The organism is Lachnospiraceae bacterium (assembly GCA_025758065.1).
In the GTDB taxonomy this organism is placed as follows: domain Bacteria; phylum Bacillota; class Clostridia; order Lachnospirales; family Lachnospiraceae; genus Enterocloster.
In genome coordinates this window covers 2,226,520-2,251,958 of the sequence record CP107199.1, presented here as the reverse complement: position 1 = coordinate 2,251,958, position 25,439 = coordinate 2,226,520, and the positions used below count along the sequence as shown (strand labels likewise).

General features: G+C 40.9%; 16 protein-coding genes. 3 read left to right on the top strand and 13 right to left on the bottom strand.

Going from position 1 to position 25,439, the window contains the following annotated elements; genetic code table 11:
• Nucleotides 1-8: 8 nt before the first annotated feature.
• Both OGM16_10355 and OGM16_10350 read left to right on the top strand, forming a co-directional pair.
• Nucleotides 9-848: a carbohydrate ABC transporter permease gene (locus OGM16_10355; protein ID UYJ45234.1), complete on the top strand. Its 840-nt coding sequence runs from the start codon at nucleotides 9-11 to the stop codon at nucleotides 846-848.
• Nucleotides 849-993: 145 nt separating this feature from the next.
• Nucleotides 994-1,818, top strand: coding sequence for a histidinol-phosphatase HisJ family protein (locus tag OGM16_10350; protein ID UYJ45233.1), 825 nt, complete (start codon nucleotides 994-996; stop codon nucleotides 1,816-1,818).
• 87 nt (nucleotides 1,819-1,905) lie between these two features.
• Here the strand turns inward: OGM16_10350 and OGM16_10345 are convergent, their stop codons facing one another.
• The 9 genes from OGM16_10345 to OGM16_10305 form a co-directional block, all read right to left on the bottom strand.
• Complete coding sequence (locus OGM16_10345) at nucleotides 1,906-2,874, bottom strand: SIS domain-containing protein (protein UYJ45232.1); 969 nt, start codon at nucleotides 2,872-2,874, stop codon at nucleotides 1,906-1,908.
• A 248-nt stretch (nucleotides 2,875-3,122) separates the two neighbouring features.
• Nucleotides 3,123-3,899, bottom strand: coding sequence for an inositol monophosphatase (locus OGM16_10340; GenBank protein ID UYJ45231.1), 777 nt, complete (start codon nucleotides 3,897-3,899; stop codon nucleotides 3,123-3,125).
• A 65-nt stretch (nucleotides 3,900-3,964) separates the two neighbouring features.
• On the bottom strand, nucleotides 3,965-5,827 hold the full coding sequence (locus tag OGM16_10335) for an ATP-binding protein (protein ID UYJ45230.1): 1,863 nt from the start codon (nucleotides 5,825-5,827) through the stop codon (nucleotides 3,965-3,967).
• A gap of 205 nt (nucleotides 5,828-6,032) precedes the next feature.
• Nucleotides 6,033-7,307: a phosphoribosylamine--glycine ligase gene (gene purD, locus OGM16_10330; GenBank protein ID UYJ45229.1), complete on the bottom strand. Its 1,275-nt coding sequence runs from the start codon at nucleotides 7,305-7,307 to the stop codon at nucleotides 6,033-6,035.
• Nucleotides 7,308-7,317: 10 nt separating this feature from the next.
• Nucleotides 7,318-7,911, bottom strand: a complete 594-nt coding sequence (gene purN / locus OGM16_10325) for a phosphoribosylglycinamide formyltransferase (protein UYJ45228.1) — start codon at nucleotides 7,909-7,911, stop codon at nucleotides 7,318-7,320.
• On the bottom strand, nucleotides 7,905-8,936 hold the full coding sequence (gene purM / locus OGM16_10320) for a phosphoribosylformylglycinamidine cyclo-ligase (GenBank protein UYJ48436.1): 1,032 nt from the start codon (nucleotides 8,934-8,936) through the stop codon (nucleotides 7,905-7,907). Before purM ends, purN begins: the two co-directional genes overlap by 7 nt.
• 46 nt (nucleotides 8,937-8,982) lie before the next feature.
• Nucleotides 8,983-9,495: a 5-(carboxyamino)imidazole ribonucleotide mutase gene (gene purE, locus OGM16_10315; protein ID UYJ45227.1), complete on the bottom strand. Its 513-nt coding sequence runs from the start codon at nucleotides 9,493-9,495 to the stop codon at nucleotides 8,983-8,985.
• Nucleotides 9,496-9,725: 230 nt separating this feature from the next.
• Nucleotides 9,726-16,385, bottom strand: a complete 6,660-nt coding sequence (locus OGM16_10310) for a doubled motif LPXTG anchor domain-containing protein (protein UYJ45226.1) — start codon at nucleotides 16,383-16,385, stop codon at nucleotides 9,726-9,728.
• A complete protein-coding gene (locus OGM16_10305; GenBank protein ID UYJ45225.1) occupies nucleotides 16,357-16,857 on the bottom strand; it encodes a hypothetical protein in 501 nt (166 codons plus the stop codon). The genes OGM16_10310 and OGM16_10305 overlap by 29 nt, the downstream gene beginning before the upstream one ends.
• A 277-nt stretch (nucleotides 16,858-17,134) precedes the next feature.
• Between OGM16_10305 and OGM16_10300 the strand changes: the two genes are divergently transcribed.
• The gene (locus OGM16_10300; GenBank protein UYJ45224.1) at nucleotides 17,135-18,847 is read left to right on the top strand and encodes an IS1634 family transposase; all 1,713 of its coding nucleotides are present in this window, start codon (nucleotides 17,135-17,137) and stop codon (nucleotides 18,845-18,847) included.
• Between the two features lie 205 nt (nucleotides 18,848-19,052).
• Here OGM16_10300 and OGM16_10295 read toward each other — a convergent pair whose 3' ends face one another.
• The 4 genes from OGM16_10295 to OGM16_10280 all read right to left on the bottom strand — a co-directional run bounded on the left by OGM16_10295 (nucleotide 19,053) and on the right by OGM16_10280 (nucleotide 25,375).
• Nucleotides 19,053-19,943, bottom strand: coding sequence for a hypothetical protein (locus tag OGM16_10295; protein ID UYJ45223.1), 891 nt, complete (start codon nucleotides 19,941-19,943; stop codon nucleotides 19,053-19,055).
• Nucleotides 19,944-20,143: 200 nt separating this feature from the next.
• Nucleotides 20,144-20,521, bottom strand: a complete 378-nt coding sequence (locus OGM16_10290; protein ID UYJ45222.1) for a hypothetical protein — start codon at nucleotides 20,519-20,521, stop codon at nucleotides 20,144-20,146.
• Complete coding sequence (locus OGM16_10285) at nucleotides 20,518-21,009, bottom strand: hypothetical protein (GenBank protein ID UYJ45221.1); 492 nt, start codon at nucleotides 21,007-21,009, stop codon at nucleotides 20,518-20,520. The genes OGM16_10290 and OGM16_10285 overlap by 4 nt, the downstream gene beginning before the upstream one ends.
• A 370-nt stretch (nucleotides 21,010-21,379) precedes the next feature.
• Nucleotides 21,380-25,375 (bottom strand): doubled motif LPXTG anchor domain-containing protein, encoded by a 3,996-nt coding sequence (locus OGM16_10280; protein ID UYJ45220.1) that lies wholly within the window; start codon nucleotides 25,373-25,375, stop codon nucleotides 21,380-21,382.
• Nucleotides 25,376-25,439 lie beyond the last annotated feature (64 nt).

Below are 25,439 nucleotides of genomic sequence, written 5' to 3'. Positions count from 1 at the left end.
GTTTTGGTATGAAAGACAAATATGTATTAAAAACCCGGATTTGTTCCGTACTGCTCCATGTATTTCTTCTGTTAATGGTAGCTATCATCCTGCTTCCTGTATGCTGGCTGGTGTTAAACTCCTTAAAGACAAACCAGGAAATGTTCTTAAACTCCCTGGCTCTTCCAAAAAAATGGATGTTTGTCAACTACGCAACTGCATGGGGCAAAGGACTTCTCTTCTACTTTAAGAACTCCATTATCGTCAGTGCTATTTCCATTCTGTGCATCCTGCTTTTAAGCTCTATGCTGGCATATGGACTGACCCGTTTTTCCCTTCCCGGAAGCGGTTTCGTATTCTTCCTTATTTTAGGCGGTATGGCCCTTTCCGAGCAGGTTGCTTTAGTACCTCTGTACAAGATCTTACAGGCATTAAAGCTTTACAATACCCGTGCAGCACTGATTCTTCCGTACATAGCATTCCGTATCCCATTTACCATGTTTTTAATGCGAGCTTACTTCATCTCCATTCCAAAGGAATTAGAAGAAGCAGCGATCGTAGACGGATGTAACAGCTTCCAGCGCTTTACACAGATCATCCTTCCTATCAGTAAGCCGGTTATGGCTTCCTGTGCCATTGTAAACTTAAACAATGTATGGAATGAATTCTTATTTGCAAACGTATTCCTTGAGAATAAAAAATTAATGACCATCCCGTTAGGTCTGATGACCTTCCAGGGTGACTTAAAATCCGACTACGTTGTAATGTTAGCCGGTATCCTGATCGCCTCTTTACCAATGGTACTCCTGTTCCTTTGCATGTCTAAACAGTTTGTACGCGGACTTACATCCGGAGCAGTAAAAGGCTGATTTCTTCAATTTTCATTATGATATCAAAAAGACTGCTTTTCCGGTCAGACTGTACCGAACCAAAAAAGCAGTCTTTTTAATATGTTAGATACCAAAGACAAAATACTTTTTGTCCCCAACATCATAACAACAGGAGGAATGATATATGCTTACCGCTGATTACCATATGCACAGTGTCTCACCTGACGCAAAAGTCCCCATGGAGAACATGTGTCAGGCAGCTATCGACAAAGGCCTTACAGAAATAGCTCTTACAGACCACTACGAATTCTATGCCCACGGCATCCACAGACAGTTTTTCCATGAAGAATACTTAAAGCTGTACTGGGACAACTTAGAACGCTGCATAAATCGCTTTGCAGGCCGCCTGACCATTAAAAGCGGTATGGAGTTCGGACAGCTCCATTTAGCCCGTGAAGAGGCTTTTAACATCATCAGGAACTATCCTTTCGATTATCTCATTGGCTCTGTCCATAAGATTGAAAATGTAGATGTCAGCAAAATGGACTACACAGACGTTACAGTTCCCCAGATCACAGAAAGCTACTACCGCCACCTTATTGAACTCTCCGCCTACGGCGAATATGACTGTCTGGGCCATATCGATCTGATCAAACGCCATCTGGTACGCTGCGGCTTCCCGGTAGAATATGAAAGATACGAAAGCTATATTGACCAGATCCTTAAAAATGTGATCTCCCGCGGAAAAGGCATCGAAGTCAATACATCCGGCATCCGCCAGGGCGCCGGTGAACCAATGCCGGGACTTCGTACATTAAAACGATATAAGGAGCTTGGAGGCGAGATCGTCACTGTAGGTTCTGACTCCCACAGGCCAGCCGATGTAGCTGCTGACTTTGAAGAAGCCGCAAAGCTTCTGATCCAGGCCGGATTCGACCATGTAACTGCCTACGAGCGCCGCAGACCGGTTTTAGGATGTGATCTGCTAAATGATCCTGTGTTTCCGTAAAATGTCTCCTAACGCATTAAATGCCCCGGAAGTGATACTTTCGGGGCATTTCTTATTTATCATATTCTTTGGAGAGTATACAGGAAATTAGTATTCCAGCTTCCACATATATCTTCTCATTGTCAGAGGATGATCACGCTTGATAGCCATTTCCTCACCTAACAGTCTGGTAACGCCACCGATCATCAGTGGGTTGAAGTATTCAACAACTGTGCTCTTGATATGGGAGCTTAAACCGAAGTCCTTAGCATCAACTACAGTGTACTTAGCGTTCATACGCTGTAAGAAGGTCAGTGCTCTTGCATCCAGATGACGGGTAGGACCATCGTTCATCATTAACAGGTAGTGAGCGTTCTCATCAGCCATCTCGAATGGACCATGGAAGAACTCGCCGGTATGGAAGGTGCTGGATGGCAGCCACTGCATTTCCATCATTAAGAACATGGAGAAGGAATAAGCGGTGTACTGAGTAGCGCCGGAACTCATTACATACAGGATTGGTGCATTGTAATGATCCTCAGCGAACTTCTTAGCAGTAGAACGGAACAGCTTGCAGGAATCATTGATCAGATCAAAGATCTTGCTTAAACCATCCTGCATATCATCATAATGCTCATAGCCTTCGTACTCATTTAAAATCTCGCAAGCCAGTTCCAGAACTCTTGCAGGCTTTTCCATCTTTGCACCATAGCTCTCATGGAAGCCATGGATGATCTGGTACTGACCATTCTGAGCCAGAGCTGAATCTGCCTTATGAGTTACAGCTACTACATGAGCACCTTTTTCAACAGCCAGCTTGGTAGCTGCTACAGTCTCAGGTGTATTTCCGCTTAAGGAGCAGGTGATAACGATAGCTGTATCATCTACACCAGCTGGAGTAGAGTAATTAAAGTTATTTGCAGTATAGATACTTGTACGAAGCTTCTTAGCGTTGTTCTCCAGGAAATATTTTGCAGGGAACAGATCAGACTGTGAAGCGCCGCAGCCTACAAAGTATACGGTCTTGATTTCTGGCTGTTTTGCCTTGATGGAAGCAACGATCTCTTTGATTGTCATAATTGGTATCCTCCTGAATTTTGTTCTTTTATAATATCTGAATACATTATATAACAACATATGACAATAGTCAATACATAATCGAAATTCTTTAAAATCTTAAGTTGCAGTTGAACTGTAACTATCTCTACCTTAACTCTTAAAAGGAACCATGGGCTGTACAAATATCAGAACCAATCCTGAAAATACAAAAACAGATACTGACCATCATCCGATCAGTACCTGTTTTCCCTGTTCTATTGCCCTCTTCACTTTTCACTTAATATCCTGAGCAATTCCTCATTTGTCTTCCCATTACCTGCCAGAACAGCCCCCGGCATTCCCACAGGCAGTTCCTTTCCTGCAAAATCCGTTACTTTTCCCCCGGCTTCCTCAATCAAAAGTTTCGCCGCCGCAAAATCCCAGGGCTGTAAGATTGCCTCAAAGAACGCATCCACTCTCCCACAGGCTACATATGCCATGTCAAGAGCTGCGGAGCCTAAATGGCGGATATCCTGACAAGATAAAAATACTTCTTTAAATACCTTAAAAATCCAGTCTGCCAGTTCATGATAATAAGGACTGGTTCCAATGGTGACCAGACTTTCTGACAGTGTTTTTGCTTCACTTACATGGATCGGTTTCCCATTTAAAAAGGCGCCTTTTCCTTTTACTGCCACAAACATTTCGTCTGTATAGGGCTGATATACGATTCCAAGTTCTACCGTTCCTGCCTCTGCATAAGCCAGTGACAATGTACTGTGACGGAAATCGTGGATCAGGTTGGTAGTGCCATCTACAGGATCCAGGATCCAGAAATCACCTTTCCGGTCAATGGCAGTATTGTCCTGCTCTTCCCCCATAAACTGTACCTGAGGATACATCTGATACAGCCCCTCTTTTATCAGCTTCTGTACCTGGATATCCACCTGTGTCACATAATCGCAGGCCCCTTTTGTCTTAATCTGAGAAGCCCGGCTGCTGTCTGTAAATAATGGTTTCATCGTCCTTACCAGCTGTTCTACCTTTTCCCTGTTAATCTTCATAATCTTTACCCCTTTTTATATTTTTCACATCACATCTTCTTAAAATCCGTGCAGGATTCTAAGCTCTATATTGTTTCTACCTTAACTCTCTTACCAGAAAAAGCAACTCCAAATTTTAGTATCTTCTGAATCCCGTATTCACGCATTTCTGCATCATATCTCATTTCATTAATCTGGTTCAATGCTGTCACGGCAAGACCTGCAAGTTCTTTTTCCGTTAAATTTTTCTTCCATTTCAGTTCCATAATAATTCCTGGATATCCTTTTTCTCTTGGAATCAAGCTAATATCATACCTACCATCCCCAGATTCCCTGTTAGACTTTATTCTGTATTGGGTGTCCAATAACGCAAGCAATCCAAGCATCAACCCATGATAGAAAATTTCTGTACCTGCGTCATAAAAACTGACAGAACTATCCATATACTCTGCAATGGCCTGCTGTAAATTACAGGAGTTATTCAAGTAAAGACTTTCTGCAATTTTATTTGCGGTTGCTCTTGTGATAGCTCCAATCTGCAATAAATGCGACAATACTTCATTTTTATAGACCGCCGCAATTTCTTTATTTGGAATGCAAACCTCGCACAGATATGATCCATCTGCCTGCAACCTTTTTTCCAGAACCTTTAAATAACCGGCAGCCAGTAACAAACTGTAAATATTGGCCGGTTCATCTATCAAGGAGTGATAGACAACATTCAGGTCAATTCTAGCCACATTTTTTTCACCCTGCAATAAAGAGTATAATTTCTCTATAATATCGTCCGTAGCAACCTTTAAAACATCCTCTAAAATCTCGTTCTTTCCAGTATTTACCCAATAAGCCTGGGGAGTACAGTTTTTTGCAATATAATTGATCACAGACCACGGATTATAAATCTCCTTATCTCCGAACAAATAACCGTCATACCAGTTTTTTAGTTCCTCTTTTTTTTCAGATACATGATAATAATCCAGCATTTGATAAACTTCCTGTTCCGTAAAACCAAAATACTGTCCGTATGCCTTATCCATTACAGAATTCACGGTCAGATTATTTAATCCACTGAAAATACTTTCCTGAGCAATCCGAAGAATCCCAGTAAGGAATCCATAGGAAAGATTTCGGTTATCCTTAAAAGCACCGGAAAAGAAATTTCTCATAAACCCGATGATCTCATCATAAAAATCTTTTGAATGTCCTTCCTGAATAGGAGTATCATATTCATCAATGATAATGATAGGAGCTGTCCCATAGTGAATTGCCAACATTTTGGACAGTTTTTCAAGAGAAGCCGTAAGTTCCACTTCATTTGCATCACCATCCAGGATTTTCTTATAAAATCCCTTTTCATACATTGACAATCTGTCACTGTTTAGCAGCTCCTGATGCCTTTCATATTCTTCCTGAACCAATGCATAGATTTTATTCCGTGTTGATCCCCAAGAATCAAATTTTACATCCTTGAAAGTAAGAAAAATCACCGGATACTTTCCCTGATGAGAACGATATTTTTCCCCACAATCCCAAATTGCTTTATCCTTAAAATAAATAGACGTATCTTTTGCTGAAATTTCAAAAAAAACACGGATCATATCCATATTTAAGGTTTTACCAAACCTTCTTGGTCTTGTGAATAATGATACCAACGGCTTCTGATCTAAAAAATCTTTAATCAACAACGTTTTATCTACATAATAATACTCTGACTGAGCACGTACATAATCAGAAATGCCTATTGGCAGCGGTTTCTGTTCCGCATATACGGACTTCTTAATATATTTCCCGGAGGAAATCCTTCCATCAACAGGCTTTTCTGCATCATCTGGTATTTTCCAGCTTTTTCCTTCCTTCACTGCCCCGGAAATCTTTCCTTTTCTGCACAAATCCGCAATCGTATGTTCTGCCACACCCCATTCTGAAGACAACTGTTTACATGTTTTCATGCTCATCAACTCCGCTACGTTATATTTATATACATTATACCGCATGTTATGTGAAATTATAAGCGATATATCAAATAAATTTGGGTTTTCGCTGTTCAATTGTCTAAATTATCCTTTACAAGCGCAGGCTTCCGCTTCATACTTACATACTAAAAAACAGGAAACACCCAGTTTATTATACTGAATGTTCCCTGTGTTCTATAGCTTAAACCTCATCAATAGCATGGCCAATATCATGTCTCATATATTTGTTCTCAAAATTAACCCACTCCGTTGCCTTATAAGCATTGGCTCTGGCTTCTTTCAGATCTTTTCCTGTAGCTGTCACTCCCAGGACACGGCCGCCATTTGTTACAATATTTCCATCTGCATCAAATTTACTGCCTGCATGGAACACATAGTAACCATCTTTATCCTTAAAGTTTTCCAGCCCTGTGATCTTCTTGCCCTTCTCGTAATGCACCGGATATCCATCAGAAGCAAGTACCACACAAACTGCTGCATTATCCTCAAACTGCAGGTCGATCTGGTCTAAAGTGCCGTCTACACATGCCTCAAATACATCTACAATGTCATTTTTCATTCTTGGAAGCACTACCTGTGTCTCCGGGTCGCCAAAGCGGGCATTGTATTCCAGCACCTTTGGTCCATCTGCAGTAAGCATTAAACCAAAGAAGATGATCCCCTTAAATTCACGGTCTTCTGACTTCATGGCATCTACTGTAGCCTGATAAATATATTTCCTGCAAAACTCATCTACTTCTTTTGTATAAAATGGGCTTGGTGAGAATGTTCCCATGCCTCCTGTATTTAAGCCCTGATCCCCGTCTTTTGCACGCTTGTGATCCTGGGCGGAGGTCATGATCTTAATCGTCTTTCCGTCTACAAATGAAAGTACAGAAACCTCACGGCCAGTCATAAACTGCTCTACCACAATACGGTCGCCAGCATGGCCAAACTGCTTATCCAGCATAAGGGTCTTAACGCCCTCTTTTGCTTCTTCTCTTGTATTGCAGATCAGAACGCCTTTTCCTAAAGCCAGGCCATCAGCCTTTAAAACAATAGGCACAGGTGCTGTCTCCAGATATTTAAGAGCAGCTTCCGGTGTATCAAAGGTTTCATAAGCAGCAGTTGGGATACCATATTTCTTCATCAGATCCTTGGAAAATGCCTTGGATCCCTCTAAGATCGCTGCATTTTTCCTTGGTCCAAACACACGCAGTCCCTTTTCTTCCAATACATCCACAATACCACCTGCCAGGGGATCATCCGGACCAACTACTACCAGGTCAAAAGCTTCTTTCTTTGCGAAATCAGCTATTTTTTCAAAATCCATCACACCGATATCCACACATTTTGCAACCTCTGCAATTCCTGCGTTTCCCGGTGCACAATATAACTCATCTACTTTCGGGCTTTTAGATAACTTCCAGCAGATCGCATGCTCTCTGCCGCCGCCGCCGATAACCAGTACCTTCATATATTTCCTCCTAAATCAAGCCATTGGCGATCCTGTTTACCGCCTCCGGAAGAATGACCCACTCAGCCTGCTCCATTACACGTCTTTGCAGTACCTGTGGTGTATCTCCAGGCTGTACTTCCACTGCCTTCTGAAGCAGGATAGGACCGGAATCCACCCCTTCATCTACATAGTGGACTGTAGCGCCTGTAACCTTTACTCCTCTTGCCAGAGCTGCCTCATGGACCTTCAGGCCATAATAACCAACGCCGCAGAAAGACGGGATCAGGGAAGGATGGATGTTGATGATCTTATTTCTGTATTTGCGAATCATCTCCTCCGGGATCGTTACCAGAAATCCCGCCAGAACGATGAGATCCAGGTTATATTCATCTGTTTTCTTTAAAAATGCCTCATTGAAGTCTGCTCTGCTTTCAAAGCTTTTCGGTGAAATGCACACAGCTTCGATACCATGATCTCTGGCACGTTCCAGAGCATAAGCTCCCGGATTATTGCTGATGACCACTTCCACCTTTGCATTTGTGATCTTTCCGCTGTCAATCGCATCTAAGATCGCCTGAAGATTGGTTCCGCCGCCGGATACCATTACGCCAACTCTTAACATAAAGTCACGCCTTTCTCTCCATTTTCAATGGTTCCTACTACATATGGCTGGTCGCCTGCTGCCTTAATAGCTGCCATGGTCTTATCTACATCTGCTTCATCTACAGCTACTACCATGCCAAGTCCCATGTTAAATGTATTATACATCATCGGCTCTTCGATCTGGCCTTTTTCAGCAAGAAGTTTGAAAATCGGAGGGACCGGATAGCTGTCTTTGCGGATCACTGCACGGACACCATCCTTTAACATACGTGGAACATTCTCATAGAAGCCGCCACCTGTAATATGGCTGCATGCTTTTACGGTCACACCTGACTTTTTAATATTCTTTAATGCCTTTACGTAAATTCTGGTTGGTGCAAGAAGTGCCTCGCCCAGAGTCTTTCCAAGGCTGTCATAATAGGTATCTAAACCTTCCCTGTTCATTTCCTTCTCAAATACCTTGCGTACCAGTGAAAATCCGTTGGAATGTACGCCAGTGGAAGCCATACCAATAAGCACATCTCCCGCTTCCAGGTTCTCACCTGTGATCATTTCTTTCTTGTCGCAGACACCTACTGCAAAACCAGCCAGGTCATAGTCCTCTTCCGGCATCAGTCCCGGATGCTCTGCTGTCTCACCGCCGATAAGAGCTGCCTCAGACTGTAAACAGCCTTCTGCCACACCTTTAACGATATCTGCGATCTTTTCCGGATAATTCTTTCCGCAGGCAATATAGTCCAGGAAGAATAATGGCTCACCGCCTGCACAGGCAATATCATTAACACACATAGCCACTGCGTCAATACCAATGGTATCATGCTTGTCCATAATGATCGCCAGTTTTACCTTAGTTCCGCAACCGTCTGTGCCGGATAATAATACCGGTTCTTCCATCTCTTTGATCTTTGCCAGTGAAAATGCACCGGAGAAACCTCCAAGTCCGCCTAATACCTCTGCACGCATGGTCTTTTTCACATGCTCTTTCATTAATTCAACTGATTTATAACCTGCCTCAATATCAACTCCGGCTTTCTTGTAATCCATCATCTTCTTATCCTCCGAATCTGTCCTCTATATACCTTCTGTAATGTTATTTCTGTGCCAGATACTCTTTGTATCCGATCTTTTCCAACTTCTCAGCCTTTTTCTCCACGTCCTCTTTTAAATCCTCAGAATACGCTTTTAACTTTCCTAACAGCTCCTCATCTGATGCTGCAAGGATCTTGGCTGCAAGGATACCTGCATTGGCACCGCCGTTAATAGCAACAGTAGCAACCGGGATACCACTTGGCATCTGTACAATAGAATACAGGGAATCTACACCGCCCAGATCAGAGGTCTTCATAGGGATACCGATCACCGGAAGCGGAAAGATAGCTGCGCACATTCCCGGAAGGTGAGCCGCTTTTCCGGCACCTGCAATGATCACTTTAAACCCTTTTTCCTCTGCAGCCTTTGCCCATTTAAAAAACAGATCCGGTTCTCTGTGGGCGGAAATGATCGTCATCTCATAATCGATTCCAAACTTGTCCAGGATCTCTGCCGCTTTCGCCATAACCGGCATATCTGAGTCGCTGCCCATTACAATTCCTACCTTAGCCATCTTTCATTCTCCTTTTGAATAATATATATTAGTTTTTCTAATATATATGTTTTATATATTTATCTTTTCTAATAATTATAATACTAAGAAATAAACCCGCAGTCAATAGTAAAAACGCAAAAAAGCAAACCAAAAAAAAGGCCGCACACTGCTTTCTTTTGCCAGTGTGCGGCTCTTATCAGTCACTTAAGACTTATTTTGTTGTCTGAAACTCTCATGATCCTTGTGACTTAGGATTCCTCTTCTTTATGCTTCTTGCTCATAGCTGCCAGTGCAAGAAAGATACCGGAGAACATAAGGGTCAGTGTAAGCTTCATAGTTGTCTGTCCGGTCTTTGGAAGAGCTGCTAACGGAATTTCACCGTCATCGATTTCTACCGGGGATGCAGACAGATCTGGAAGTCCTGCCAGCGGCACATCTCCTCCGTCAATGGTTACGGTCTGTTCACCAGGACCTCCGGAAGTAACTTTGATCGCACCGTGGCTGCCGGAGCTGCTTCCGCCACCTGAGCTGCTTCCTCCACCGGAACCACCGTTACCGCCGCCATTGTTGTTATTGTTGTTGTTTCCTCCATCATAGCTGAAGTGTGCAACAAAGGTCATATCTGACTTGAATCCATGGCCTGCGATCTCATTTGCATTTGCATAATTGGTATCGCTGTCGGACCAGTGGTTAAATGTGTAGTTGCCGATACCAGTAACTGTTACATTACCCAGTGGATAAACTTCTGCATCCATATCGTAGCTTCCGTCTGCCTTCTGAGGTCTTGTAACAACTTCCATTACGTAACCATCTACAACAGCTGCGCCATCAACTGTACCGTAACTTGGGTTCTCAGAAATGTATCTGAATACTACCTGGTACATATCCGGGATACCGTCTGGTGTTTTAGGCTTTTCTGTGTTTGTACCGATCTCGTCTAAGCCATAGTATACATCAACTACGTTCGGATTCTCGGCACCGTCAGCATAATACTCAACAGCTTTTCCAGCATTATCTACACGGACAAGTGCGTAGGTCTTGCCAGCATGATCTCTGCTTGCTGCATCACTGTAAGCAATTGCTTCACCAATGAATGCATTGTCCTTAATAACAGACTCTACATCAACTTCTTTGCCCTTAGCATCTAAGTAATGATAATTTACGATGTAGGAAAGGTCATTGCGGTTTGTAACCTCTAAGATTCCCTCTTCTAACTTAATATTGTAGTTACCAGTTACATCTTCAGCTGTGCTTCTTGAATTTGCTGCTTCAGCCTTCTTGGTGATCTTTACAGAACCTGCTCTAACTGCATTGGAACTGGTTCCGATCTCAATCTGACTGCCATCAATGGTAATTGCAGAAATCTCATCGCTATCTGCAAGGCCATTTTCACTTACAGTGTATCTGTTTGCTGTTAATGGTGTACCATCGTACTCCTTGCTGTCACTTGCTGCTGTGATCTTAATTGGACGGGCAGTTACAGTAAGCTTGCCAGGAATGCTTTCTGCGAAGGTATAGTTTCCTGTCACATCTTCATTAGCAGCATTTAATACCTTATAAGATTTAACTGTATTTGCAGATTCGCCTTTTCCTAACTGGGAACCTTCTACTGTAGTTTCCAGTCTGTCGCCCTCTGCAAGAATTCCCTGTGTATAAGTAGCACCATTCTTTACAAGAGCAATTCCATCATATACCTTGCTGTCGCTGTCTGCTGTGATCTGGATCTTGGCTGTTACAGGAGTGATCTCCAGCTTACCTTTAACCAGATTAATATCATAGTTATCAGCATTTACACCTTCAGGCAGTTGGTAGGTAAATGTGTTATCAACCTCACCTACATTCGTAATAGTACCAGTTACGTCATAACTTGTTGGTGCTTCACCTGTTACAAATCCTGTACCTGTTACAGTAATTTCAGAATTGGTCAGTGGCTGTCCGTTATATGCACGTTTTGAAGAGCCAGAAGTGATCGTTACATCTCTCTTGGTGATCTCCAATTTACCAGGAATACTTTCACCAAAAGTATAGTTCTTAGTTACATCTTTATCGCCACGCTTTACAACGTAACTCTTAACTTCATTTACAGTCTCGCCTACATTCGTGATCGTACCTTCTACTGTTGCAGTTAATACATCACCATCTGCAAGAATACCCGTTGTATAAGTGTATCCAGAATCTGTAAGAGGTGTTCCGTCATACATCTTAGAGTTATTATTTGCTACGATCACAATCTCGTTTGTATTCTTGGTAACAGTCAGCTTACCTTCCACTTTGGTAATAGCATAGTTAGCTAAATTAGTGCCCTTCATTGCCGTATAAGTAAAGGCATTGTCACTGCTTCCTTCATCTAACTGGCTGCCTGTTACATTATAAACAAGTCCTTCACCATCTGCAAATGGCGCATAAGTTACTTCTGCTGCAGTTGCTGTAACTGTTTGATCCGTTAATGGTTTTCCATCATAAGGTTTCTGCTTTGTAGCAGAAGTAAGTGTAATCTGTCTTGGCATTACTGTCAAAGTGCCATCATGAGTTTCAATTGTGTAATTAGCTGTAACATCTATGCTGCCACGCATTACTTTGCATGTATCAATTTTATTTGTAACAGTACCATTTGCAGCATCTGAAACATTGGTAATGCTGCCGCTAAGGTTTACAACCAGCCTATCACCAGTTACCAGATTTTCATCACCTGTAACTGTATAAGTTTCTCCTGTAAGAGGCGTTCCATCGTATACCTTATTTAATGAATCGGCAGTTACAACAATCGGTGTGGTGATCTTTGTAACAGTTAATGTACCATAAGTGATATTCTCTGGTTTAATATCATAGTTAGATAACTTTGTATTAGAAGCCGCACGGTACTTAAAGGTATTGGATGTGCTTCCAACGTCAGTCCGGCTTGCAAAACCATAACACTCAACACCTTCACCATCTGCAAATCCCGTGATAACCATTCCATCTGTCTTTGTAAGTGGTGTGCCGTCGTAAGTCTTAGTTGCGCTTGCAGACCTCATGGTTACAGTTGCTGGTGTTACTTCAAGCTCGCCATCCTGGAAAGGAGCAATCGCATACTGTGATGTAACATCTTCTTCTCCACGATACACAACTGCTTTTACAATACGGTTTACAATTTTACCAACATCTGTCTGGCTGCCACTATAAGTTACTTCAAGACGATCACCGGCTTTCAGCTGACCACCAATGATCTCATATCCTGCATCAGCGCCAGTCAATGCCGTTCCATCATATGTCTTTTGGTCATTTTTTGCCTTAAGTACAAGCTTACGCTGGAAATTAGCTACAAACGTGGTTGGTACAAATACATTTTCACCATTCTTTGCATGGGCTGCTACAACAGCAGGGGTTAATACCTGCTCATTGCTGACTTCTACTCCGTTTACAGTCCAGTTTACGAAGCTGTATCCGTCATTTGCATTGGCAGTAGAACCTGCCGGGGTTCCTGTTACAGGTTTTACATCTTCATAAGACCGAGTAACACTTCCCATGGTATTCTGACCATCTGCTACCTGATACTGGATCTTAACTAACTGATTTTCAGTGTAGTAGAATTTAATAACATTGTTTGTATAATTCAGTTTGTCAACTGTTTTTTCCTTTACAGCTGCTGTATATCCTGGAATATCAAGTGCGGTTTCAGTAATCTTAGAACCAAACTTCACATCTCGCTTTACAAGTTCATTATAAAGTACTTTGTTGGTTCCCTGTTCCAGATACTGTACAGTATAACTCATTGTATTTGCATTATAATAGAAAATAATTTCCTTATTATAAACATCTAATGTAACTGTCTGTTTATTATCCCCCACTAAAGTATATCCTGTGATATCTTTAGCATTTTCTTCTACTGTAGCATCAAATGTCTGGTTATTTACAATCTTGTCATCTGCAACTTTGTTAGTTGTTCCCTCTTCATAGTAATGAACAGTATAGGAAACATCCTGTTTAGCTGTAAATTTCGCATAGTAAGTTGCTCCAGTCTTATCAGTTGGTACATATTTAGCATTGTTTCCAACCTTGGTTGTGCATCCAGGATCGCTATACCATCCTTCAAATCCATATCCTGCTGCAGGAGTTGCAGTAGAACCTTGAGCAGTTCCCACTTTCGGATTTACTTTTTCAGATGCAGGGCTGACATCTCCCTTTCCAGATGCAACACGGTAATTAATGGTTACATATGCGTGGAAAGTCCAGTCTACAATAAAGTGAAGACCGCCTTCTGGCAATGTTATTCTTTCACCTGGTTCAACAGTCTTGCTATCGCCATATCTCCAGGTATTTGTTCTTGTCCAATAACCTGCATTAACTGCGTCTTCTACATAGTCTCTGCCTGGAAGAGCTTTAACAGCAACAGGTCTGCCCTGATAATAAGTATTATCATCTGATACCGCTGTAGTTATTGCAGCCGGATATTTGCTTGGATCAATTCCTTCTGCACCAATATAATTTGCAGAATATGTAACAACACCTGTTGGAGCGATATTACATCTTGCATCTCCATTGGCAGTAATCGTGGTCTTTGTTACTACATCACTTCTATTACCTACAATATCGGAAAGACTTAAAAGATATTCGTAATCCGTTTCTGCAGTAACTGATAAATTTACATAACCACCTTCACAGTCCTTTTCAGTAACTGTATACAAAACAGTGGTGGTATAGGTTCCATCTTGCTGTAATGTCAAATTACCACTTGGAATGTCCTTTCCTTCTATAGTTACTCTTTTAAGCCTGATATCAGTAATATCAATCTGTTTGCCATTTACCCAGGATACAGGATTTACAGTAATCGTAAATGTTAATGTCTCACCCGGTGCAACATCTGTAACTTTGTTGCTTACTGCCTTTACAGACAGAGTTGGTTTTACCGCTTTTACAACAAACTTTGCATTACTAATACCTTCTGATTTCTTTGCTCTGGTATATCCAAAGCATGCCAGATATCCAGCTTCTTTAGCTCTTGCTGCTAATTTTTTAAGTCCCGGATATCCATTGATATTACCAAAGTTTGTTCTTGTAAGGGCATATAAATCGCCATTACCGGCAGCCCCCAGACCAGTAAGTAAATAATCCTCATCTGGTTTTACAAAAAATACTACATATCCATCTTTCTTTGAACTGACATACTGATCGATCTGAATCCTTGTTGTACCGGACTCAACTGGTATGATATCTGCGCTACCACTGGTATCTCCTCCATAAAAATATGAATATGCAACCTGCGCATTTTCAATTGTTGGTATAAAGCTTGCAGATTTCCATGTTTCAGGCTGTCCCCACCCCCAACTGTAGGCTGCATAAGCTGTAAAATGCTCTGCCTCAAAAGATACACTGTCTTTAGCAGTATCAGCTACAGCCTCAGTAGAAATATGTTCCACACTTAAGTTCTCAGCAACCGGATTCTCCAGTGAAGCATCATCCAGCGCACAGATTTCGATGCTGTCTGCCTCGGTACTCATCTCTTCGATTTTACTTCCGCTGAATGTAACTTCAACAGAACCGTTCTGAGCCCAGGTATTATCCAGCTTATGACCATTAAGCATCAGATTGATGTCATAAACAACAACAGTCTTAACTGCACCGCCTTCTGCATTTTCAGCTTCAACCTTTTCCTTTAAAGCATCTGCCAGATCATCCTTAACAGTCGCCTCAGCTGTAACCCCAGCCGGAAGGACACCTTCTGCTGCATGGAGAGTGATGATCGTTCCATCTTCCATGGTCAGCTCTGCGTTAAATTCCGGATGCTCGTCAGTCTCAGTCATGTATACTTCGATTTCCTGCTCTTCGGTTACTTCCGGTACTGTATACCATGCAGTTACAGAACCATCTTCATTATCAGAAGTGCTGTCTGTTTCCAGAAGTTCTCCGTTTGCAGTTACAGATTCGATGGCATAACCGATCTGGTTCTTTACTCCGAATACAAGTGCATCCCCTTCTTCAACGCCTCTAGGACCATCTACGATCCTTGCGCTGTATTCCGGGTTGATCGCATATGTAACTTTCAGTCCCTGGATATCATCCAGTGCTTTTAATGCTTTTACAGTAGTTGTATAAGCTTTTGCTGTGCTGCAGTATCCGATTCCAACCAGATCACTGTCAGTTGCTGCTTCTGCTTTCTTATTCTCTTGTTCCTTTGCTTCTGCTGTAGTTTCAGCTGCCTTGGAAGTTTCTGTCACAGTTTCTTTGGCTGCTTCTGTTTCTTCGTTTTCTTTGGATCCAGCTGCAGTTTCTTCTTTAGAAGCGTCTTCTGCTGTTTCCTCTGTTTCAGAAGTTTCAGCTGCTGCTTCTGTTTCAGTTTCTGTCACTTCTGCATCCTTAGTCTCAGCTTCTGTGGTTTCTTTTTCTGTTTCAACTGCATCTGCAGTTTCTTTTTCTACTGCTTCGGTAGTTTCTTTCTCAGTTTCAACTACTTCTTTCTCTATCTCTGCTGCTTCTGCTGTTTCTTTTTCAGGCTCTGCTTGTGCATCTTCCTTCATAGCAACAACCGGTGCATAGTGACGGGAAAGGGATGCTGTTACTTCACCTTCTGCATCAGCCTTTTCCTCAGCTGTCTCTTTTTCAGTTTCTTCTGCTGTTTCCTTTTCAGCTTCGGTAGCTTCTTCTGTTTCTGCTTCTTTATTTTCTTCAGCAGCCTCAGTTGTCTCTTCCTCAGTTGCTTCAGCTGTTTCGTCTGTGATCTCAGTTTCTTTCTCTTCTGCTGTTGTGGTTTCTTCGGAAGCTGTATCATTAGCTGTATCATTTACAGCTTCCTGAGATTTTTTCTCAGCAGATGTTGTTTCCTCTGCAGTCTCATCTTTCTTGGATACGATATCAACTTCTTCATCACCAAACTTATCTTCGTAGCTCTTTACGTTGATACGTTTAGTTGTCTTGACTTTCTTCTTCCCCATCAACGGAGCGGATGATCCTGGTTGCACAGCTGATCGTTTCATCTCCATTATTTACATACAGGAAGATTACTTCTTCATCACCTGTAACCATGTACATATCATCGGCATCTTCTGGCAGACGGACAAATACTCTAAGTTCCGCATCCATATCACCGCCGTCGATCTGAGGATAAACCTCATAAATCTTTCCTTCACCATAGAAAAGTGTTTCGAACTTATCTATAGCTCCGTTTGTAAATTCAAGGCTGTCTGGCTTGACTACATTGTCACTTTCTACAGCCTCATTGATCGCATTTACCAGATCAGACCCATATATCTCAAAGTCTACTTTATTTCCCTGTGCTGCATAACTTACATTCAGATCTGTGCCAACGCTGGTAAAGATCATAGCTAATGTAAGAACAAATGCCAGGAAACGCTTCTGAGCATTATAGGCTGCTGCAAATGCTTTAGGCTTTCTCCATCCTTTCATACCAATTCTCCTCTCTTTTTCTGAGTCATCACAGATATTTATCCATGTTTATGCCTAGTATAGCACGGAGAAGTTACAATTCAGTTACAAATTAAGCTTTTCTTAATTTCCCGTCTTTAGGATTTAGCACTATTACTTTTGGGAGTAATAAAATCCCCCTTTTATTATAAACCGACATATTTGCTGGTTTTTTTGTTGCTAAAAATATTTGACAAAGTTTGTTTTTACCCTTTGCATATATAGTGCTATAGTGTTATAATGGAGAAGGGTGATTTATATGTCTTATTTCTTAAAGAAAACAAACAATAAAAAGGGTACTTATTTACAGATCTACGAAAGTTATTATGATCCTACTCGAAAATGCGGTGCTCATCGTTCTTACAAACCTCTGGGGTATGTACACGAACTTCAGGCTACCGGCATTGAGGATCCGATTGCTGTTTTTACCAAAGAGGTCCAGAAACTTAATCAGAAATGCAAACAGAAAAAACAGGCAGAAAAAGAACAACATATCTCCGATGTGTCTCCCGAAAAACATCTGGGGTATTTTCCTTTAAAAAATATCAATGACTCTCTCGGCTGTAAGCGGTTTATTGATCTCATGCAGACGGCAACTAATTTCAGATTTAACATTTTTGATATGATGTCTGCTTTAATTTATGCAAGAACAGTCCATCCCTGTTCGAAATCAAAAACTTATGATGAGGTTATCCCAAATCTCTTTGAAAACCACGATTTTTCACTGGACCAGCTGTATTCCGGTCTGGAGTACATTGGCTCCGAATACGAAAAGGTGATCGAGATCTATAACCACCAGATCAATCAGACATATCCGCTTGATACGGTCCACACATACTTTGATTGTACAAACTTTTACTTTGAGATTGATAAAGAAGATGATTTCCGACTGAAAGGCCCCTCAAAAGAAAACCGCAGGGAACCGATCGTCGGTATGGGCCTGCTCCTGGATGCCAACCAGATCCCTATCGGTATGAAAATGTATCCTGGGAATGAAAGTGAAAAACCCGTTATACGCAACATCATTGATGATCTTAAAAAACGCAGTCACATATCCGGCAGAACGATCCAGATCGCGGATAAGGGACTTAACTGCTTTAATAACATCGCACACGCATTGAAAGCTGGCGATGGATACATCTTCTCCAAATCTGTAAAAACTCTTCCTGAGACGGAAAAAACATGGGTCCTGCTTGAAAATGACTATGCAGACGTTAAGAACAAAAGAGGAGAGATACTGTACCGTATCAAGGAATGCGTAGATGATTTTTCTTATTCCTACACAGATACCGCTGGACATAAAAAAACAGTAAAACTTACAGAAAAACGGATCGTAACATTCAATCCAAAACTTGCCGCAAAACAGAAATATGAAATAAACCGGCAGGTCGAGAAAGCAAAGAAGCTCAAAGCCAGTCAGGCAAAAAGATCCGAATATGGCGATAGTTCTAAATATGTTTCTTTTATTCCCACTAATAAAAAGGGAGAAGAAACAGAGGGTGCTGTAAAAGTTGAAATAAACGAAAAATCCATTGAGAATGCCCGCAAATTTGCAGGTTATAACATGATCGTTACTTCAGAGATCCACATGGCTGCGTCCAAGGTGTATGCTGCCTACCATAATCTCTGGCGCATTGAAGAATCTTTCCGTGTCATGAAATCCCAGCTTGATGCAAGACCTGTATATTTACAAAAACAGGAAACGATCACCGGACATTTCCTCATTTGTTACCTTGCGGTACTGCTGACCAGGATCTTACAGATACACATCTTAAAAAACCAGTATGGTACCGAAGAGATATTTGATTTCATACGTGACTTCAGAGTTGCAAAAATATCTGACCGAAAATATATAAACTTATCACGGAATTCTTCTTTTATAAAGTTTTTTTCCGATCATACCGGACTTCCATTAACCTCTTATTTTATGGGTAATACCGATATTAAAAAAGTGCTGAGCCATAGATTTTAGTCCATGGCTTAGCACTATTTCTTCAGTTCAACTCCGAAAGACAGGTAGTATAGCACGGAGAAGTTACAATTCAGTTACAAATTAAGCTTTTCTTAATTTTATTTCAAATTTTTTCATAAAATACCGCAGATACCTCTTTCTGGGATATCTGCGGTATGATTTACATATATGTTTTTCAATAGATTGTTTCTCAAAGATTCTTGTTTTAATCCAGTAATTCCCGTATTTGTTCTATTGATACTCCAAGACTTCTGGCAATTTCTTCATAGCTTCCTCCAGCTTTGTAAAGCTTAAAAATAGTATTGGCTAATGCAACTGTTTGCTTCTTTCCCAACTCTATTCCCTGAGCTTTTCCAATTCCAATACCTCGCTCAATTCCTTCTTCTAACAGCGTCTTCTTATACATTTTCTCATCGTATTCCGTTAAGATCATCGACATTACCTCCCCTCGGTTCTTTAATAAATATGTTTTCAGGCAATCATTTTCAATGCAGTACTTCATCGCTTCATTTACAGCCTCTTCTATGGTTTTCCCTGCTTTTTGCCGTTCCCTAATCTGGGTTATAAATTCGGTATAATCATTTAAGACTTTACACCTTTTCATCAACTGCGGATTATTCCCTGAATTGATATTGACCATATAAGCAGTCCATTCATAGCCCGGTGACGGATGTTCAAAGGCATCTGTCAAACGGTATTCTTCCCGCTCCGGCATCTGTTCTTCTCCATTATACAGAACATAGAATTTCGGTGCCGGGATCTTTACCAGTTTTTCTCCATATATATACTTCTGGTTTGCTGACAGCCATCCTTCATATTCCTTCGAAAAATACATCAGGCCGCGAAGAGGCATATTGGGATTTACACTGCTCTGCTGCTCCCATAAATTAATACTGTCGCATAAGCATACCGCCACATCATTTTTCATTGTCAAGTAAATGGCATCTTCTAAGGTTACGATCTTTAATCCATCTTCCATTCCATAATTGGTTCCATTTAACGCATTATATAGGGAAAGTGCATTTTCTTTCTCTGAAAACAGTCTGTGAAAAAGACGGTCTTTATGCGTTCTCCAGATTTTTCTTCTTTTGTTCATAGGCATTTGTCCTTCCTTCGCGTAATGTCGCAGGAAGATACTGCTTATGATCCGCTCTCCCTGCTTAAATTAATTTGGGTTTAAGCAAAGAGTCTTTCAGATACTGGTGAAACCAGCTTAGATTTGAATCATTTATTAATAGAAGTGTTTTAGAAACCTTGCTTATATCATTTTTATATTGCTTTTTATTAAAACTTATTTTAATCCAGTAATTCCCGTATTTGTTCTATTGATACTCCCAGACTTCTGGCAATTTCTTCATAGCTTCTTCCAGTTCTGTAAAGCTTAAAAATAGTATTGGCTAATGCAACTGTTCGTTTCGTTCCAATCTCGATTCCTTCTTCTCTACCCTCTTCCTTCAACGTCTTACTATGCAGTTTCTCATCAAATTCCGTCAAGATCATCGACATTACCTCCCCTCGGTTCTTTAATAAATATGTTTTCAGGCAATCATTTTCAATGCAGTATATCATCGCTTCATTTACAGCCTCTTCTATGGTTTTCCCTGCTTTTTGCCGTTCTCTGATCTGGGTTATAAATTCGGTATAATCATTTAAGACTTTACAGCTTTTCATCAACTGCGGATTTTCCCTGAATTGATATTGACCATATAAGCAGTCCATTCATAGCCCGGTGACGGATGTTCAAAGGCATCTGTCAAACGGTATTCTTCCCGCTCCGGCATCTGTTCTTCTCCATTATACAGAACATAGAATTTCGGTGCCGGGATCTTTACCAGTTTTTCTCCATATATATACTTCTGGTTTGCTGACAACCAGCCTTCATATTCCTTCGAAAAATACATCAGGCCGCGAAGAGGCATATTGGGATTCACGCTGCTCTGCTGCTCCCATAAATTAATACTTTCGCATAAGCATACTGCCACATCATTTTTCATTGTCAGGTAAATGGCATCTTCTAAGGTTACGATCTTTAATCCATCTTCCATTCCATAATTGGTTCCATTTAACGCATTATACAGGGAAAGAGCATTTTCTTTCTCTGAAAACAGTCTGTGAAAAAGACGGTCTTTATGCGTTCTCCAGATTTTTCTTCTTTTCTTCATAAGCATTTGTCCTTCCTTCGTGTAATGTCGCAGGAAGATACTGCTTATGATCCGATCTCCCTGCTTAAATTGATTTGGGTTTAAGCAAAGAGTCTTTCAGATACTGGTGAAACCAGCTTAGATTTGAATTAATAATATTTTAGAATTATTCCAGATACCTTGCTCATGTTCATTTTAGCACATGGCACAGTGGATTGCAATACATTTATGCCCCTCCCATTTTATCCTCCAGGCCTATTTCCCTTTGTGTTTCCGCTTTTTCTTAGTATGTTATGTATGCGAAAAGCCCCGGCCGTTTCCGACCGGAGCTTTCCGCTAACAGGGTATGTTTATGAGTTTGGGAATATTTTCTTTATTTCAGATATTCTTTCTATACATCCTGTTCTTTCTTTTTCCTTCCGATTGCAGTTAATGCAAGGAAGATTCCTGAGAACATCATGGTCAGTGCTGCTTTTACAGTGGTCTGGCCAGTCTTTGGAAGTGCTGCCATTGGGATCTCACCATCATCAATGACGATTGGTGCCGGTGACTCTGGTAATTCTGCCATTGGTACGTCTCCCGGGGTGATCGTTGTAGTAACACCAGGACCTCCGCTTGTATTGGAGATAGTTGATCTATGGCTTCCGCCACCGCCTCCACCTGATGAACCGCCGCCACTATTTCCGCCACTGTAGCTGAAATATGCGGTAAATGTGGTATCTGCGATAAATCCGGCTTTTGCGATCTCACTTGCTGCGCTATAGTTCGTATTTCCATCAGACCAGCGATTAAACTTATAATTTCCGATTCCTGCAACTGTTACTTCTGCCTTTGGATGAACCGGTGCAGTCATGTTGTAGGTACCATCTGCATTCTTAGGTCTGGTAACAACTTCTTTTACCTTACCGCTCACTGTTCCATAAGATGGATTTTCAGAAATATACTGGAAAGTAACCTGATACTTATCTGGAATGTTATCTGGCTCATCCGGATCAATTTCTCCGATCTCGTCCATACTGTAATATACATTTACCATATTTTCTTTAGGATCAAGACCGATCTGCTTATCTGCTCCTTCAATGCGTTCCAGAACGTAATTCTTTCCGTTAAATCCAGATTCCTTTGGCACTGTAGTCGTAAGGATCTTTTCTCCAAATACACCGCTTTCACTTACAATCGCTGCTGCTGTATCTTCTGTTACAACGCCATTGGCATCTTCATAGAAGTAATGGATCTCATAATGAAGATCTCTTCTTACAGTAAAGTGTGCAATGAATGTTTGATCTTCCAGGTATTCAGAATTTCTCAGCTCATCATCACTATTGAAGAATGTCAGATCATCCTGCTGCCATTTTTCAAATCTGTAACCATCTTTTGGTGTTACAGTGGATGGCTGGGTTGGATGCTGTGCTGTTGGGCCTTTTCCTACTATGATCTCATCAGTCACGCTATCTCTGGTGATTTCATAAGTAGTAACCACTTCTTTGGTTATTCCTGTCACAGTTCCCTTATTATCATCTGCTGACTCATAAGTGAATGTGATCTGATACTTATCCGGGATATTATCCTTATTATCATCTTTGCTGTAATATACCTTTACAATGTTCTTCTCATTGTCTGTTCCTACTTTAAGGTCTTCAGCTTTTACAAAGGTATATCCACTGATATCAATTTTCTCTGTATAACCTTTGATCTCATCGCCAAAGTGTGCATTCTTTGGATCTGACATATCATGGATTTCAACATTTTTATCTTCATCCAGATATTTCACCTTATAAGTCTGCTCTGTTGCTGTAAAGTGTGCTGTGAACGTCTGATCTTCAAGGTAAGACTCTGCTTCCAGTGCTGTATCATCATTGAATGATTTCCCTGCATTATCTGTCCACTTGTCAAACTTGTAACCAGCTTCTGCTTTTACTGTGGATGGCTGTGTCGGATGCTGTGGTGTCTTTTCACTAACTGCTGTGATCACACCTGTCACCTCATCACGCTGAATAGTCTGTACAGTAACAATCTCACTGGTTGTTCCTGTCACAGTTCCCTTATTATCATCTGCTGACTCATAAGTGAATGTGATCTGATACTTATCCGGTATATTATCCTTATTATCATCTTTGCTGTAATATACCTTTACAATGTTCTTCTCATTGTCTGTTCCTACTTTAAGGTCTTCAGCTTTTACAAAAGTATATCCACTGATATCAATTTTCTCTGTATAACCTTTGATCTCATCGCCAAAGTGTGCATTCTTTGGATCTGACATATCATGGATTTCAACATTTTTATCTTCATCCAGATATTTCACCTTATAAGTCTGCTCTGTTGCTGTAAAGTATGCTGTGAAAGTCTGATTTTCAAGGTAAGACTCTGCTTCCAGTGCTGTATCATCATTGAATGATTTCCCTGCATTATCTGTCCACTTGTCAAACTTGTAACCAGTTTCTGCTTTTACTGTGGATGGCTGTGTCGGATGCTGTGGTGTCTTTTCACTAACTGCTGTGATCACACCTGTCACCTCATCACGCTGAATAGTCTGTACAGTAACAATCTCACTGGTTGTTCCTGTTACAGTTCCTTTATTCGGATCTGCTGACTTATAAGTGAATGTGATCTGATACTTATCCGGTATATTATCTTTGTTAGCATCTTTACTATAGTATACAATTACAATGTTATTATCATTGACTATTCCTACTGTAATATCAGTTGCTCTTACAAAGGTATATCCATTAATATCTACTTTTTCTTTGTAACCATAGATCACATCATTAAAATGCGCTGCCTTTGGAGCAGACATTGGAAGAATATCTGTCTTTGTATCCTCGTCTACATATCTTACCTGATAAGTCTGTTCCGCAACTTCAAATGAACCTGTTAATACAACATCTTCATCTGGCATGACAAATTTGCCATTTTTAATTGTCAGTTTTCCATTGCCCGGTTCTTTGATCTTCCAACCACTGAAGACATAACCAGGTACTGGTGATGGCTGCGGTTCTACAGTAACATTTTCCTGATACTTATGGTCAGATCCTGCAGGAGCTGCCTGTGCGCCTGCTGGCACTGTACCTTCGTATACATAAGATACATTGTGGACATTTCTGGTGTAATACAGTTTCAGTGATAATACATTTTGGATGTTTGTAGTACCTCCTGCTACAGTTTCAGGAATACTGGTATCCAGCGTAAACCCATCAACCAGTCGTTCTTTTCCTTCTGTTGTAACTAACTGACCTGATGCAGTATTGAATGTATCAATACAACGAAGACCAAATTCGCCATTCAGTCTTTCATACCAGTGCTGTACATGATAGATTGCAGTCTTAGGTACATAGTAGAAAATAACTTCTGGCTCATCCTGGGTTGCTTTCTGCACTGGATCAGATGTTAATGTATACCCTTCAAATGACTTAAAGGTTATCATTATATTCTGGTCACTGGTAGAACCTGTTTCATCTGTACTTCCAGGAACCTGCGTATTTGTATCTTTAATACGATATTTTACTGTGTATTCCCAGCTTTGAACTGCCTTATACCTGAATATGATCTCCTGCCCATTCTGTGTGATCTTCGCACCCAGAGATAATGTTTCAGGATAATATCCGTCTATTGTGAGCGCATCTTCACTGATCTGGGAATCTCTTGGCACTGTTACCTGTTTTGGTTTAGCAATTTCTGTTTCACCATACATATAACGTACTGTATAGGTTACTGTGTCAGAGTTTTTCCATCTTGCATATAAGGTTGTATCTTTTACGATCTTGGACTCAGGAACAAATTTCTTTGTAAGTGCTTCGTCTGTGTACCAGCCAAGGAATTCATCATTTTCTTTTTTTGGTGCTGCCAGATCTGTTTCTGATAAAATAAAGCCTTTTTCTCTGGTGATACTTTCTTTTTCTGCTGCTCCATTGGTTTCAAAAGTAACTGTGTATTCTGGTTTCGCCCATTTTGCGTAAACAGTAAGTCCAGCATCTGTCATGGTCTGATCCCAGACTACAGGTTCTTTGAATCCTGGATCCAGATACCAACCTTCAAAGGTATAATCATCTTCTACATTTGCAGGTCTTCCAGGTTCTCCTGAAGGTCTGCCTGTGGACAGCTTTGCTTCAAATTTGATATATACAGGATCTATTGGCTGGCAGTTTTCAAAGAAAAGTGGATAAGACTTTCTGGTGTAATAAAGCCAGAGATTACCGCTATTCCACGGATTCCTCTTGCTTCCCTGATACCAATTCTTAAACTCAAAACCATTAATTGGCATCTTATCTTCGTCTGTCAACCATACTCCACTGTCAGCTTCAAACCTTCTATATTCTTTTCTTTCACCATCCAGGCCTTCTACATAGTAAATAATATATTTTCCTTTTCCGGATTGTCTTTGATACATATCCAGGTTTTTTGCAGGCATATTAGCTAATAAAGTGTACTGTATACTCAATGTCATTAACTTA

What these genes read in the sequence shown, in the direction of transcription:
- OGM16_10350 (UYJ45233.1), top strand. Translation starts at nt 994, where the DNA reads ATGCTTACCGCTGATTACCATATGCACAGTGTCTCACCTGACGCAAAA.
- purN (UYJ45228.1), bottom strand. Translation starts at nt 7,911, where the DNA reads ATGTTAAGAGTTGGCGTAATGGTATCCGGCGGCGGAACCAATCTTCAG.
- purE (UYJ45227.1), bottom strand. Translation starts at nt 9,495, where the DNA reads ATGGCTAAGGTAGGAATTGTAATGGGCAGCGACTCAGATATGCCGGTT.
- OGM16_10285 (UYJ45221.1), bottom strand. Translation starts at nt 21,009, where the DNA reads ATGAAGAAAAGAAGAAAAATCTGGAGAACGCATAAAGACCGTCTTTTT.
- OGM16_10310 (UYJ45226.1), bottom strand. Translation starts at nt 16,385, where the DNA reads ATGGGGAAGAAGAAAGTCAAGACAACTAAACGTATCAACGTAAAGAGC.
- OGM16_10335 (UYJ45230.1), bottom strand. Translation starts at nt 5,827, where the DNA reads ATGAAAACATGTAAACAGTTGTCTTCAGAATGGGGTGTGGCAGAACAT.
- OGM16_10345 (UYJ45232.1), bottom strand. Translation starts at nt 2,874, where the DNA reads ATGACAATCAAAGAGATCGTTGCTTCCATCAAGGCAAAACAGCCAGAA.
- purM (UYJ48436.1), bottom strand. Translation starts at nt 8,936, where the DNA reads ATGGATTACAAGAAAGCCGGAGTTGATATTGAGGCAGGTTATAAATCA.
- OGM16_10300 (UYJ45224.1), top strand. Translation starts at nt 17,135, where the DNA reads ATGTCTTATTTCTTAAAGAAAACAAACAATAAAAAGGGTACTTATTTA.
- OGM16_10355 (UYJ45234.1), top strand. Translation starts at nt 9, where the DNA reads ATGAAAGACAAATATGTATTAAAAACCCGGATTTGTTCCGTACTGCTC.
- OGM16_10340 (UYJ45231.1), bottom strand. Translation starts at nt 3,899, where the DNA reads ATGAAGATTAACAGGGAAAAGGTAGAACAGCTGGTAAGGACGATGAAA.
- purD (UYJ45229.1), bottom strand. Translation starts at nt 7,307, where the DNA reads ATGAAGGTACTGGTTATCGGCGGCGGCGGCAGAGAGCATGCGATCTGC.
- OGM16_10280 (UYJ45220.1), bottom strand. Translation starts at nt 25,375, where the DNA reads ATGTATCAAAGACAATCCGGAAAAGGAAAATATATTATTTACTATGTA.
- OGM16_10305 (UYJ45225.1), bottom strand. Translation starts at nt 16,857, where the DNA reads ATGAAAGGATGGAGAAAGCCTAAAGCATTTGCAGCAGCCTATAATGCT.
- OGM16_10295 (UYJ45223.1), bottom strand. Translation starts at nt 19,943, where the DNA reads ATGAACAAAAGAAGAAAAATCTGGAGAACGCATAAAGACCGTCTTTTT.